Origin of the sequence: Streptomyces sp. NPDC001549, assembly GCF_042894025.1 — a bacterium.
Taxonomy (GTDB): domain Bacteria; phylum Actinomycetota; class Actinomycetes; order Streptomycetales; family Streptomycetaceae; genus Streptomyces; species Streptomyces kutzneri.
Window position 1 is genome coordinate 201,177 of sequence record NZ_JBIAVJ010000006.1, and the last position, 13,582, is coordinate 214,758.

The 13,582-nt window shown below is 74.5% G+C and carries 10 protein-coding genes; 4 read left to right on the plus strand and 6 right to left on the minus strand.

Annotation, left to right across the window (positions count from 1 at the left end; translation table 11 throughout):
• The first annotated feature begins 293 nt into the window (after window positions 1-293).
• Together ACFY04_RS13120 and ACFY04_RS13125 are read left to right on the plus strand one after the other, a co-directional pair.
• Window positions 294-2,435 (plus strand): PIG-L family deacetylase, encoded by a 2,142-nt coding sequence (locus ACFY04_RS13120; protein ID WP_389116299.1) that lies wholly within the window; start codon window positions 294-296, stop codon window positions 2,433-2,435.
• Between the two features lie 196 nt (window positions 2,436-2,631).
• Window positions 2,632-3,078 (plus strand): hypothetical protein, encoded by a 447-nt coding sequence (locus tag ACFY04_RS13125; RefSeq protein ID WP_389116301.1) that lies wholly within the window; start codon window positions 2,632-2,634, stop codon window positions 3,076-3,078.
• A gap of 58 nt (window positions 3,079-3,136) precedes the next feature.
• Here ACFY04_RS13125 and ACFY04_RS13130 read toward each other — a convergent pair whose 3' ends face one another.
• Complete coding sequence (locus tag ACFY04_RS13130; protein WP_389116303.1) at window positions 3,137-4,615, minus strand: hypothetical protein; 1,479 nt, start codon at window positions 4,613-4,615, stop codon at window positions 3,137-3,139.
• A 421-nt stretch (window positions 4,616-5,036) separates the two neighbouring features.
• On the opposite strand from ACFY04_RS13130, the gene ACFY04_RS13135 reads away from it, so the two are divergent.
• Window positions 5,037-6,533: a DUF6056 family protein gene (locus ACFY04_RS13135; protein WP_389116306.1), complete on the plus strand. Its 1,497-nt coding sequence runs from the start codon at window positions 5,037-5,039 to the stop codon at window positions 6,531-6,533.
• A 16-nt stretch (window positions 6,534-6,549) separates the two neighbouring features.
• On the opposite strand, the gene ACFY04_RS13140 is transcribed toward ACFY04_RS13135, so the two are convergent.
• Window positions 6,550-7,401 (minus strand): methyltransferase domain-containing protein, encoded by an 852-nt coding sequence (locus tag ACFY04_RS13140; protein WP_389116308.1) that lies wholly within the window; start codon window positions 7,399-7,401, stop codon window positions 6,550-6,552.
• Between ACFY04_RS13140 and ACFY04_RS13145 the strand changes: the two genes are divergently transcribed.
• The gene (locus tag ACFY04_RS13145; RefSeq protein ID WP_389116310.1) at window positions 7,391-7,723 is read left to right on the plus strand and encodes a hypothetical protein; all 333 of its coding nucleotides are present in this window, start codon (window positions 7,391-7,393) and stop codon (window positions 7,721-7,723) included. The two genes, ACFY04_RS13140 and ACFY04_RS13145, sit on opposite strands and share 11 nt — an antisense overlap.
• A 135-nt stretch (window positions 7,724-7,858) precedes the next feature.
• On the opposite strand, the gene ACFY04_RS13150 is transcribed toward ACFY04_RS13145, so the two are convergent.
• From ACFY04_RS13150 to ACFY04_RS13165, 4 genes are all read right to left on the minus strand, one after another.
• Window positions 7,859-8,092 carry a hypothetical protein gene (locus ACFY04_RS13150; protein WP_389116312.1) on the minus strand — a complete coding sequence of 78 codons (234 nt, stop codon included), beginning with the start codon at window positions 8,090-8,092 and terminating at the stop codon, window positions 7,859-7,861.
• A 63-nt stretch (window positions 8,093-8,155) separates the two neighbouring features.
• The gene (locus tag ACFY04_RS13155; RefSeq protein WP_389116537.1) at window positions 8,156-10,591 is read right to left on the minus strand and encodes a molybdopterin dinucleotide binding domain-containing protein; all 2,436 of its coding nucleotides are present in this window, start codon (window positions 10,589-10,591) and stop codon (window positions 8,156-8,158) included.
• Window positions 10,549-12,426: a molybdopterin-dependent oxidoreductase gene (locus ACFY04_RS13160; RefSeq protein ID WP_389116315.1), complete on the minus strand. Its 1,878-nt coding sequence runs from the start codon at window positions 12,424-12,426 to the stop codon at window positions 10,549-10,551. The genes ACFY04_RS13155 and ACFY04_RS13160 overlap by 43 nt, the downstream gene beginning before the upstream one ends.
• Before the next feature lie 175 nt (window positions 12,427-12,601).
• On the minus strand, window positions 12,602-13,573 hold the full coding sequence (locus ACFY04_RS13165) for a GDSL-type esterase/lipase family protein (RefSeq protein WP_389116316.1): 972 nt from the start codon (window positions 13,571-13,573) through the stop codon (window positions 12,602-12,604).
• Window positions 13,574-13,582 lie beyond the last annotated feature (9 nt).

Consider the following 13,582-nt stretch of genomic DNA (forward strand, 5'->3'; position numbering starts at 1 on the left):
GGGGGTGGCGCGCTCGGCGGCCGTACCGATCCCCCGCAACCCGCAGGTGGCCAGCGCATATACCGGTTCTGACCTGTTTTCCTAACCAACCACACAAGGATCTATATATCGGACAAATCCACCTCTTTCTTCCACAACTCCCTTTACGGTCATATGCGACTTGATGGTGTGTCAGCCCCGCACGTGCGGGCCATAATCGGCCCCGGTCGTCTCCGGAAGCAGTGGAGCCATCGGGACACCGATCGACCTCCCAGGCGGATCGCCGCACCGGACCGACCCTCAAGGCGCTGTACATGTCCCTGGCCCGCCGCACCCGACTCGCGGTCCTGCTCGCCGCGCTCTCCGTCGGCACCGCCGGCGTGACGGCCTGGGCCTACGGACACGGGACCGAGTACCCGCAGGCGGCTCCCGAGGTGCTGGTCTCCCCGAGCGTGACCGAGGGCTCCGCGCTCCAGGTCGTCGCGCACCCCGACGACGACCTCTTCTTCATGAACCCCGACCTCAGCCGCTCCATATCGACGGGCATCAAGGTCACCACCGTCTACCTGACCTCCGGCGAGTCCGACGGCAGGAACGAGGCCCACAGCCCGCACCTCCAGGACGCCGCCGGTCCCGCCGACCGCGCCGCCTACGCGGAGGCCCGGCAGAACGGCATACGCGCCGCCTACGCGCAGATGGCCACCGGGGACCGCGCCAGCGCCTGGCAGCGCAAGTCCGTACCCACCGCCGGTGGCGGCAGCGCCGAGGTGGACGTCCTGGTCTCCCGGCCCCAGGTCAACCTCGTATGGATGGAGCTGCGCGAGGCCCGCAGCATCTCCGGGGACAACCCGGAGAGCCTCCGTGGCCTGTGGGACGGCCGGACCCCCGCCCTGGGAGCCCAGCTGACCTCCGGAACCCCGGTCAAGGACTGGTTCTCCTACACCAAGGAACAGGCCGTGGCCGCCATCGCGGGCGTGTTCGAGGCGTACCGGCCGACGACGATACGGACGCAGGACCCGACCCCCGGCAGGGCGGAGGGCGGCGGAGCCTTCCTCGACCACCAGGACCACATCTACGGCGCCCGCTTCGTGCAGGCCGCCGCCGAGCGCTACGCGAAGACCTCGGACCGGCCGCACTTCTCGGTCCAGAACTACGTGAGCTACCCGAACAGCTCACTGCCCCCGACGCTCGACCCGCAGACCGCCGAGGAGAAGCTCGGCTACCTCAAGACCTACGCCTGGACCGACCACCAGGACTGGTGCGGCAGCCCCGCCGGCTGCGGCGACCGCAAGACCGCGACCCGGCCCACCGGCGCCGGCTGGAGCCAGACCATCCGCTACAGCCGCGGTGACGGCACCTCCTGGATGACCGAGGGCGTCTCCGGACGGCTGTGGGCCTTCGCCGCGCTGGACGGCCGTATGGCGTACTGGTCGCGGAGCGGCCCGCAGGCTCTCTGGCAGGGCCCCGAGTTCCTGCCCGGCGACGGCATCGACTCCGGGGCGGCGGCCGTCCGCCTCTGGGACGGCCGGATCGGCGTGTTCGCCACCCGCACCACCCTGGGCGCGACGCCCGAGGAGTACGGCCGGGAGATCGTCTACGCCGTCCAGAGCGCGGTCGATGGCGGATTCGGCCCGTGGCAGTCGCTGGGCACCCCGGACACCGTGGACAGGTCCGGCACCTCCGCCATCAGCGGGCCGTCCGTTGCCGTGGACCCCGAGGGCCGGATGACGGTCTACGTCCGCGACTCCCGCAGGACGCTGCGCGCCCGGGCGCAGGAGACCCCGGGCGGCGACTTCGGCGCGTGGCAGTCGCTGGGCGGCGCCGGCCTCCAGGGCGACCCGGTCACCGCGACCGACGAGTCGGGGCGGCGCCACGTGTACGCGGCCACGGCCGGGTCCGTACTGGCCTGGGTCCAGCCGGCACCGGACGCCCCGTTCGACGGCCCCGTCCCGACCGGGCTGCCCCAGACGACGGGCGCGCTCTCGGTACGCCCCGAGGGCGACGGTATCCGCCTGTTCTTCCGCCGGCCCGGTATCGGCACCGTCGCCACGAGCCTGGCCCGCGCGGGCGGGCCCGCGCCGGAATTCTCCCCGGTCGCGGAGGCCGGCGGCCTGGGCGGCTACGGCGCCGTGGGCATCGCGGGCGACCTGCTCGCGGGCCGGGCGGGCGCGGGCACGGTCGGCGTGGCGGCCACCGACGGACCGCAGCTCTGGCAGGAGTCCCAGATGCTGTACACGGGCGCCCCGGCCGGTGTGGCCGGGGGGGCCGGTACGGCCGTCGCCGCGGCGCTCGGCCTGGACGCCGATCTGCACGTCATCACGACGGTCCCCTCGGGCGGTGCCACGCCGCCCGGCAGCCGGAGCCCCGCCCCGTGGCACCGGGCCGTCCAGCCCTGGACGCTCGCGCAGGCCGGCCGCCCGGGCACGACCGGCGCCGGGGGACAGCCCCCTCGGTGACCTGCGCCGCAGCGTTCGCCCGCGGCCCCCGGCGCCCCCGGGCCGCCGGGTGGCAGGGCGGATGGGGGCGGGCGAGGATGTCAGCCAGACCACCTCGCGCAGGCCAGGGCGGCCGCACTCGGACCAACGGGCGATCGGGGCTTCCATGACCCCTCCTCTCATCTCGTGCCGACGCAGGTGCGCAGGACCCGGAACGATGCGCGCCCTCGCCGCCCTGGCCGCCTGCACGGCACTGGTGGCCGGATGCGGCAACGACACCGCGCCCGACTGGGGGTACCCGGAACTCGCGAAGACCCTCCGATCGCTCTCCCGTGATCTCGACGAGGCCTGTGAGCGGACGGAGACCCCGGAGAGCTGCGCGGAGGACCTCGACAGGCTCACGGCGCCGACGGAACGGGCTTTCGCCCAGGCCCTGGAGCACAAGCTGCTCGATGTCGGCACCGTGGCGGCGATGAACGAACTGGACAGGGTGAGGGAGCTCCGCGTCGCCGCCGCCGAGGAGGCCCGGACCCGGCGGGATCCGCAGTACCTCCCCCTCGCACGCGCGGTGGCGGCCGAGAAGCTCGCGTACCAGCGCCTGCTTGCCGAGCTGGAGCGTCTGCGCACCGCTCCGCCGCCCGGTGACGGGACGGACCCGGTCTGAGGCGGTACCCGCAGACTGAAGGGCTCAGTGGGCTGAGCGGGCTGAAAGGTCTACGGGGCTACGGCGTCCGGGGTGGTGCGGGGAGCGCCCCGCCGTCGAGCGCCACCAGGGTGAGGACGACGATCGAGCCCGTCCAGGCCAGGGGTGCGACCGACGAGGGCCGGCCCGCCCGGTCCACCTTCTCGGGCAGCTCCCCGAGCGGGTTCCGCTTGGCGAGGACCCAGTCCAGGACCTGCCGCGCCTTCGCAGGCTGCCCCGTGCCCGCCCATGCGAGGGCGAAGAGCGAGGTGCTGGGGGTCCAGGCGTTCGCACCCCAGGGCGCGGTCGGATCGTTCCCGGGGGTGAGCCCCCCGTTGGGCAGCAGCAGCGCCTTGTACGTGGTGTCCAGCGCCCGGGGCAGATCGGCCGGGGCCGTGTTGAACGGGGGCGCCATGAACGCCACCGCGCTGTCCCGTCCGTGCTGTCCGTCGACGGTGCGCTGATAGCCGAGGGGGGCGAACTTCCGGGAGATCCCGGTGGAGAGCCGCCCGGCGGCGCCGGACCAGCGGGCCGCGTCCCCCGGCCGGTCCAGCTCGCCGGCGAGGTGCGCGGCGGCGTTGAGCCCGGCGAGCAGGGGCGCGGCCGTACCGATGTTGGTGGTGGTCGTCATCACCTCCCAGTAGTCCGGGGAGGCCGGGGGCAGCCCGTCCGCCCCGAGGGAGGCCGCCGCGCGGTCGGCCGCCTTGAGGATCATCGGGTAGAGGGCGGTCAGCCGGGCGCGGCGGGTGGCGGGAGGCGCCGTCAGGTACCACTGCCAGGTGGCCCACGGCACCCAGCCGTTGGCGTCGAGCTGCCACCGTCTGCTGTCCGGCGGGCCGGAGCCGTCGAGTTCCGTCCGCGCGTCCCAGGTGCCGTCCTTGCGCTGGGTCGCGGCGCTGTAGCGCAGGATCCGGTAGGCCTCGGCGTCGTGGCCGGTGTGCGCGAACGCGGCGGAGGCGAAGCTGGAGTCGCGCGGCCAGGAGTACATCCATCCGGGAGACCAGCCCGCCGCCATGGCCCCGTTCGGCCGCAGCAGGGCGCGCATGGCCAGCAGGGCCCGCTCCGCCGCCGCGCGCTGGGCCGCTGAACTGCCCGGCACCCGGCCGACGGCCAGCCAGGCGCGACTCGCCGCGATCTGCAGACGGGCCGTCGGGTCCTCCGGGGGTACCACGACCGACGTCGTCCGGCCGGCGGGGAGGTACCTCCACCGGCCGGACAGCAGCCGCAGCACGTGGCTCCGCTCGACGTACCGTGCGCCCCCGGCGACGGCAGGTGCGACGCCCTCGGCGGCGGTGGTGTTGGAGAGGAGTCCGACGGTGGGGGCGACGAGCATCGACAGGGGTGCGTAGCGGCCCTCGGCATCGCCGTGGCTCTGGTGTCCCAGGGGCCGGACGAAGAACACCGGCCGCCCTTCCTGGGAGGGCCGGCCGACGGGGCTCCCCGCGACACACACGGGGAGGGCGACGCTCGCGAGGGACGCCGTGACGGCCGCCCAGCGGACGAGCCGGGCAGCATGCATCGCCACTCCTTCTGTCGGGCTTCCGTGCGCGCGGCCCCCGGAGCTCCCATCGTGGGCCGGATGCGCGGAGCCCGCCACGAGATGCCCGCCGCCCGGGTGACGGCAGGGGAAGGGCCTGAAGAGGCCTCGCGTTCCCGCACGGAGCGAGAGACGCAGCAAGGGACGCAGCCAGGGACGGAGGAACGGACGCAGCCAGGGACGGAGCAACGGACGGAGTAACGGACGCGGCGACGGAGCAGCGGCCGCGGCAGGGGCGAAGGCGCCCGTGGCGCACGGCAGGAGGGCCGCGGGCCCGGCCCCGGCGGCTCTCCTCTCGGATGCCGGTGGGCGGTGAACCGTGCACATTGGTGTGACCGGAACCGGCAGGCGCATCGGCCGTCGGAAGTCGGTCCGGCCGCGCTCCGCTGCGAAGGACTGGTGAATGAGCACTGCTTCGACCGAGGGGAATCGCCGGTTCGTCCGCAGGCTCCTGCCGGTCGCGGGCGGCTCCCTCGTGGCGGCGGCCGGAGCTCTGATCGCCGTCGGCTGCTTCCTCGGCCTCTACGTCCGGCCCACCTCGGACGACTGGTGCGCCGCCTGGAAGTCCCGCGATCTGGGCGTCCTCGGCATCACGCACGACTTCTACGCCACCCAGAACGGCCGGATCACCAACGCCTTCCTGAGCGGCATCGTCTACGGCGACGGACTCGCCGGGATGAAGATATTGCCGACCGTCATAGCCGTCGCCTTCACCGTCGGCCTGGTCCTGCTCGGGATCCGGTTCCTGCGGTGCCTCGGCGTGAACCCCCCGGTGCTGCTCCTGGTCGCCGCCTCCCTGGCCGTGCAGGCCGTGATCTACTACGGCGGCACACGCAGCTATCAGGTCCTGCTGTGGGCACCGGCCACGATCTCCCACACCATCCCGAGCGTCATCGGAGTGTGGGCCCTGCTGCTGGGCATCTGGACCGTCCGCCAACCGCGGGCCGCCGTACGCGCGGGCGGCTTCGCCGCGGCGTTCCTCATCGGGTTCGCCATCGGCACCCTGAGCGAGTCGTTCTCCCTCGTCAGCGGACTCCTCGCGGCCTGCGTGGGACTGCTGGCCGTGCCCCGCCTCAAGCTGGCGCAGACCTGGCATCCGTTCACCTGGTGCCTGCTCTGGTGCTCGGGGATCGTCTGCGGGCTGATCGTGCTCACCACGTCCCCCGGCGCCCGCTGGCGCCGTGCCCAGCAGCCGCCCAAGGAGTCCATGCTCTCCGCGGGCGAGCTCCGGGGCACCTACGAGGACTGGCTGCACATGTGGGACACCGTCACCGGTCAGTGGGCCTACCTCGGAGCCGCCGCCGTCGGCGTCCTGCTGGGCCTGGGGGCCGGGCTCGCGGCGCCCGTGCCCGCGCCGGGGAAACGGGAGTCGGGCCGGGCCGTCCCGCGGAAGATGCTGGTCGCCCTGCTGTTGCTGCCGGTGCCCGTGGTGGTGCTGGGATCGTTCGCGGTGGTGGTGGGGCTGCGCAGCGGCTACGGACCGAGCGGATGGACGTACGCCCGCACCTGGACGAACTACCTCGTACCGATGGAACTGGCGCTGTGCGCCTACGGTGTCCTGCTGGGGGTGTGGGCCCGCCGGTACCTGGCGCGCCAAGGGGTCGCCGTGGCCCTGCCGGCGGGCATCGTGGTCGCGGCCGGACTGACGCTGGCCTCGCTGGCCGTGCTCGTCCCGAGCGTCAAGCAGCTCACCACCGCCACGGTCACCCGCGCGGTGGCCTGGGACGCCCAGAACTCCCGCATCCGGACCGAGGCCGCGGCGGGTGCCACCGACCTCGGATACCGGCCCATGTACATCGGGAGCCTGGCCGAACCCTTCTTCACATCCGACTACAGACGGGACTGGGTCGCGGCCTGTGTCTCCACCTGGTACGGCATCGAGCGGATCCACCGCCTCTGAGCACGGTCGTACCGGCTCAGCGGCGCGGCACCGCCCGGGCCAGGAAGTGACCGGCGGCGTCCTCGTACTCCTCCAGGTGCCAGCCCGTGGTCTCCAGCGCGCGGCGGAGGTTGCCCTCGGCGAGGAGGTCGTCGGGGTCGAGGGGGCGGCCGTGCCGGGCGGCGCGCTCCGCTCGGCCCGACGGGTGGAAGAGCAGCAGGACGCCGTCGGCCGCGGTGACGCGGGCCCATTCGCGCAGGGCGGCGGCCGGGTCCGGGAGGTGGTCGAGCAGCCCCGCCGAGAAGATGCCGTCCAGGGAGGCGCCGGCCAGCGGGAGCCGGGTGCAGTCGGCGGCGAGGAGGGACCCGTGGCGGGTGCGGCCGTGCCGGGCGGCGGCGGCCAGCATGGCCGGGGTGAGGTCGACGCCGAGCACGTGGCCGCGAGGTCCGACCTGGGCCCGGAGCGCGGGCATGGCCCGGCCGGTGCCGCAGCCGAGGTCGGCCGCCCGCCCGCCGGGTGCCAGCCGCAGCCGGGCGATCGCCGCCCCGTAGGCGGGGGCCTGGTAGGCGAACCGCTCCTCCCAGGCGTCGGCCCGGCGGGTGAAGAAGGCCCGGGTGGCCGTGTGTTCGGCGCGCGCGGCCACGAGGGTGGCGAACCGCCCGAGGAGCTGCTCACCCCAGGGGTCCAGGGGGAGCTCCTGTGGCAGGAAGCGGACGCCCCGGGCACTGGCGCCGATCCGGAACGCCTGCTCCGGGTACCCGTCGCAGGAGGCCAGGACCACGGCGCCGGCGGGCAGTTCCAGGGGGTCGCGGGCAGGCCGCAGGTACGGGGAGGGCCGGGTGGCCCCGGCGAACAGCGGGTCGGAGCCGGCGGCCCGGGTGAGTTCCACCGGCGGGCGGCCGGGGGCGGCGTCGGGCCGGGCTCCCGGGGCGGCGGCGCCCGCCGCCCGTACCCTGCTCGGCCCCCTGATCGCGGGCCTGTCCGGACGCGCCCTCGGTGCCCTGCCGCGCGTTCCGGTGCACGGGCGGGCGCGGCCCGCCCCCGGACTGACCCGGCTGGTGCCCGTCGCCTGGGACGGCGCGCGGGCCAGGATCGCCGAAGGGCACGGCGCCGCGTTCCTCCAGGGGGCCGCCGTGGGCGACGCGCTCGCCGCGATCCCCCCGGACTGGACCGACGGAGCTCCGGCGCCCCTGGTCCTGACGGCCGGGTGACGGCCGGCTGACGGCCAGACCGGCGGCCCGACCGTCGGCTCGTCAGACGAGGTCCAGCAGCCGCTTGTACGAGCCGCCGAACCCGCGGTGCTCGTCGACCAGGCGGATCTCCAGGATCCAGTGGGCCTGCCACCCTCACGCGACGGTCCGGCGCAGCGGACGGTCGTGCTCCGGGCAGATGTACGCGTCCGGCCGTGCGTCCCGGACACCTGCCGGGGGATCCGCCCCGACCCTGTGGCCGCAGTGCCATCCGGCCGGCGTCCAGCCCGAGGTGGCGGCGAGCGCCAGGAGTTCGGCGTGCAGTTGCCCGCCCGTGGGGCGCGAGTCGGCGAGCAGGGCCTCGCGGCAGGCGGCGGCGCGCGTCAGCACGCGGAGGCGTGCGGCCGGGCCGGCGCGGCACCGACCGCGCCGGCCCGGCGTTCCCGCGCGCGCTCAGTACACGTCGCGGCCGTACCGCTTGGCGGCGGACAGCTGTTTCAGGTAGGCGGCGGCCTCGTCCGCGTCGAGGCCGCCGTGCGTCATGGCGATCTCGCGCAGCGCCCGGTCCACGTCCTTGGCCATCCGGCTCGCGTCACCACACACGTAGAAGTGGGCGCCGTCCTGGAGCCAGGACCACAGCTGGGCGCCGTGCTCGCGCATGCGGTCCTGGACGTAGACCTTGGTCCGCCGGTCGCGGGAGAAGGCCAGGTCGAGCCGGGTGAGCGTGCCGTGCCGGTGGAGTTCCGCCAGCTCCTCACGGTAGTAGAAGTCGGTGTCGCGGCGCTGTTCGCCGAAGAACAGCCAGTTCCCGCCCTGGTGGCCGAGCGCCCGGCGGTGTTCGAGGAAGGCCATGAACGGTGCGACGCCGGTCCCCGGACCGACCATGATCGCCGGGGTGTCCGAGCCCGCGGGCGGCCGGAAGTGCGCCGAGCTCTGCACGAACAGCGGTACGGGCGTGCCCGGTTCGGCGTCCGCGAGGAAGGTGGAGGCGACGCCCTTGCGGTGGTGGCCGGCCGGTCCCTCGTAGCGCAGGACGGAGACGGTCAGGCTGACCTCGCGGGGGTCGGCGAGCGGGCTGGACGAGATCGAGTAGAGGCGCGGCCCGAGGCGCCGCAGACGCTCGGCCCACTCCTGGGCACCGATCCGGACCGGGAACTCGGCCAGGACGTCGACGGGCTGGCGCCCCCAGGTCCACCGGGCGAGACCGTCCTTGTTGTCGGGACGGGTCAGCCGCTTGAGCGTGCGGTCGCCGGTGTGCTCGGTGATGAAGCGCAGCAGGTCGGGCGTGAGCCGGGTGATGTCCAGGTGCCGGTGGAGCGCCTCGGCGAACGGCATGGGCTCGCGGCCGGGTACGGCGACCTCCGCGTCCGCGGAGAGGCCGGTGGCGGCCAGCCACTCCGCCACCAGGCCGGGGCAGTTGACCGGCTGGACCCCGAGGGCGTCGCCCGCCTCGTACGCCGGGCCGTCCTCGCCCAGGTCGAAGGTGAACCGGCGGACCTCCTTGCTCGCCCCGGGCAGGCTGAGCAGCCGGTTGCCGGACAGCCGGGCGGTGTAGGGGGAGTTGCGGTCCGCCGCGGGCCGCAGCTTCCCGGCGCGCTCCGGGTCCGGGGCGGCCGTGAGCGCCTCGCGCACCTGCTCCAGCCACCGTCCCGCGGGCTCCTCGTAGTCGGGCTCGCAGTCCAGACGGGGCAGGAGGCGCCGGCCGCCGAGCTCTTCGAGGCGCTGGTCGAGCCGGCGGCCGTGGCCGCAGAAGGCGTCGTAGGCGGAGTCGCCGAGGGCGAGCACCGCGTACCGGACGTCCTGGAGGCGGGGCGCGTCGGCTGCGGTGAGGGACTCCCAGAACGCGGCTCCGTTGTCCGGCGCGTCGCCGTCGCCGAAGGTGCTGGTGACGACCAGCAGATCGGTGCCGGGTGTCAGGGCGGCGGCGCTGCGGTCCGCCATGCTGTGCACGCTCGCCGGGAAGCCGCTCCCGGCCAGCGCCGCTCCGACGGTGGCCGCGAGGTCCTCGGCGTTGCCCGTCTGCGAGGCCCACAGGATCACGGTCTGCCGGGCCGGCCGGTCCTGGGCGGCGGGAACGGCGGCCGGAGCGGCCGGGGGAGCGGCGGCCAGGGCGGTCGCCGTACGCGAGTACCGGCCGGCGAGGACACCGTCGACCCAGAGCGCGTGCCCGGCCTCGAACGGGGCGTCGGCGGGAAGCGAGGGGACGCCCGGGCCGGGCGGGGCGGAGGCGAGCCCGGCGAGGAAACCGGCGAGGTACTGGCGCTCCCGGTCGGAGAAGGCGGGCGGGGTGTGGTCCTCCAGCCCGAACAGGGTGGCGAGGGCGGCCGTCGCGGGGGCGGTCACGGGACGGGTCAGCGTGGCGGTGGCGGCGCCGGGCGGGGTCTCGGCGCCGGCCGGACCGCCGGGGCCCGATCCGGCCCCGGCCCCGGCCCCGGCCCCGGCGCCCGCACCCGCGCCCGCACCCGCACCCGCGCCCGCACCCGCGCCCGCGCCCGCGCCCGTGCCGGCCGGCAGTGCCGCCACGGGAAGCGGGGCCCGTGTCTTGGCCAGGGTCACCGCGCACATCTTGAATCCGGGCTGGAAGGAGAGCGGGTCGACGGCGTCGTCCGTGACGGCGTTGACGCTGAGGTACTCGCCGAACAGGTCGTTCCAGTGGAAGGGGGCGAAGCAGTTCCCGGGCCGGACCCGGTCGGTGACGACGGCGGGCAGCACGGCCCGCCCGCGCCGGGAGGCCACCTCCACCCCGTCGCCCTCCTCGATGCCGAGCGCGGCCGCGTCCTGCGGGTGGATCTCCACGAACGGTCCGGGGTTGAGCTTGTTGAGCTTCGCTACCTTGCCGGTCTTGGTCAGGGTGTGCCACTGGTGCTGCAGACGGCCCGTGTTGAGCACGAACGGGTAGTCGTCGTCGGGGAGTTCGCCGTCCGGCAGGTGCGGACGGGCGAAGAAGACGGCCCGCCCCGTCGCCGTCGGGAAGGCCAGCCGGGGGCGGCCGCCGTCCGGGCGCTCGGCCAGGGGCCGGCTGACCCCGTCGTTGAGATAGCGGACCGGATTGCGGTCCGGCCCGCCCGGGGCGGCCGGCCACTGCACCGGGCCCGAGCGCAGTCGCTCGTACGTGACCCCGCGCAGGTCCCAGCCCGTCTTCGGGTTCCAGGCCTGCCGGAGCTCCTCGAACACTCCTCGGCACAGGTGTACGTGAACGCCTCGGCGAACCCCATCGCGCAGGCGACCCGGGCGATCAGCTGCCAGTCGGGCAGGGCCTCGCCGGTTGGGTCGGCGGCGCCCTGCACCAGGGTGAGGTTGCGCTCCGAGTTGATCATCACGCCGTCCGCCTCGGCCCACAGCGTCGCGGGCAGTGCGATGTCGGCGTAGGCATTGGTCTCGGTCTCCGCGAACACGTCCTGGGTGATGACGAGTTCGGCGGTCTCCAGGGCCTTGATGACGGTGCTGCGGTTGGCGACCGAGGCGACCGGGTTGGTGCAGATGATCCAGCACGCCTTGATCCCACCGGCGGCCATCTCCTCGAACATCTCGACGGTGCCGCGGCCGACGTCGGTGCGCAGGGTGCCCTTCGGTACGCCCCACAGCTCCTCGACGTAGCCGCGGTCCTCGTCCACCAGGACCGAGCGCTGGCCGGGCAGTCCCGGTCCCATGTAGCCCATCTCCCGTCCGCCCATCGCATTGGGCTGGCCGGTGAGGGAGAAGGGGCCGCTGCCCGGGCGGCAGATGGCACCGGTGGCGAGGTGCAGGTTGACCAGGGCGTTGGTGTTCCAGGTGCCGTGGGTGGACTGGTTGAGGCCCATGGTCCAGCAGCTCGTCCACTCGCCCGCCTCGCCGATCCAGCGGGCGGCCAGCCGGATGTCGGCCTCCGGTATGCCGGTGATCCGGGCGACCCTGTCGGGCGCGTAGTCCTCCAGGAAGGCGGGCATGTCCGGCCAGCCCTCGGTGTGCTCGGCGATGAAGCCGGGGTCGGTCCAGCCGCCCTCGACCAGCAGGTGCAGCAGGCCGTTGAGGAGGGCCAGGTCGGTGCCCGGCCGGATCTGCAGGAACAGGTCGGCCTTGTCGGCGGTGGCATTGCGCCGGGGATCGACCACGATGAGCTTGGCGCCGGAGGCCTTGACGCGGTCCATCATCCGCAGGAAGAGGATGGGGTGGCAGTCGGCCATGTTGGCGCCGATGACGAAGAAGGCGTCCGCCCGCTCGAAGTCCTCGTACGAGCCGGGCGGTCCGTCGGCGCCGAGCGAGAGCTTGTAGCCGGTGCCGGCGCTCGCCATGCACAGCCGCGAATTGGATTCGATCTGGTTCGTCCGCAGGAAGCCCTTGGCCAGCTTGTTCGCCAGGTACTGGGCCTCAAGGGACATCTGGCCCGAGACGTAGAGCGCCAGCGCGTCGGGGCCGTGCGCGTCGAGGATCTCCCTCAGGCGCACGGCCGCCTCGGTGACGGCCGCCTCCACCGGTGCGGGCGCGGGCCCGGCGCCCCGCTCGCCGCGGATCAGCGCGGTGGTCAGCCGGCCGGGCGCGGCCAGCATGTCGGCGTGCGTGGCGCCCTTGGTGCACAGGCGCCCGGCGTTCGCCGGGTGCTGCTTGTCCCCGGCGACCTTGGCCACCGTGCGGCGGCCGTCACCGCCCGTGGCGATGTCCAGGACGATCCCGCACCCCACGCCGCAGTAGGAGCAGACCGTACGCACCCGCTGCCCGGTCGCGGCCTTCGCCTCCGGCTCCGCCACAGCAGACCTCCTCGCGCCTTCGGCCGACACCGCCCCGCTCCGGGCCGCTGCGGCCGTGTGCAGGTCGGTCCCGTTGCGGTCCAACGTAGGAAGTTCCTGTTGCGCGCAGGTGACGGGCGGTGCCCCCCGGGGGTTACAAGCGGCTTCGTCAAGATCACCACGGGCGGTGAGGCCGTCAGCGGCCGAGCGTGTCGAGGTGCTCGTAGAGTGCCCGGTGCCCTTCGGCGGTGGGGTGCAGGCCGTCGGCGAGCAGGTCGGTCCTCTCCCGCAGGGGCTCCCACAGGTCGAGGTGGTCGATGTGGTTCGCCTCGCACCAGGCCCGGAGGAAGGCGCGCAGGGCCAGTGCGCGCGCCCGGGTGAAGCGCAGGCCCTCGTAGTCGCGGGTGCGGTCCTCGTCGAGCCAGGACGGCCCGGCGACGACGAGCCGGGCGTTGTGGCCGAGGGCGGTGGCGGCCAGCGCGTCGAGGCTGCCGGTGAGCCGCTCGAGACCGGCGGTTCCGTCGGTGTCGGTGTCGGCGCCGGTGTCGGCGCCGGCCTCCGCGCCGGCGAGCGGCACGGCGGAGTCGTTGATGCCGGCGGCGACCAGGAGGGTGTCGGGCCGGCGGGCCGCCAGCAGCGCGGGCGTCTGCTCGCCGACGTCGGCGAGGGTGCTGCCGGGGATCGCCAGGTTGAAGAGCCGGCGTTCGGCCTCGTTGCCGGCGATGTGGGCGGCCGCCAGGTGGCCCGCCCAGCCGCCCCGCGGGTCGCAGCGTCCGTAGGCGATGCTGTCGCCCACGATGACGATGCGCTCCGCCGGGCGCAGCGGCTTCGCGTCCAGGTAGGCCCAGGTGCTCTCGCCGGAGGAGAGGACCACCCGCCGGCGGGTGTAGTCGTCGACCTCGTAGGCGTCGGCCGCGGCGAGCTCCTCGTTGGTGAGGTGCAGCTCGGCCCCTTCGACCGAGGCGCCGAGCCTGCGCTCCAGGATCAGATGCACGTCGAGCCCGCTGGCGGCGATCACCGCCGGATCGGTGATCTTCAGGGGCCGGGTGGTGTAACCGGCCAGCGACGCCGGGGAGGTGGGCACGGCTCTGCCGAAGAGAGCGGTCTGGACCCGCTCGTCCAACAGCGTGCCGAAGGAGAAGAGGGTGTGCGTGCGTGATTCGGTCACAGTGAGCCG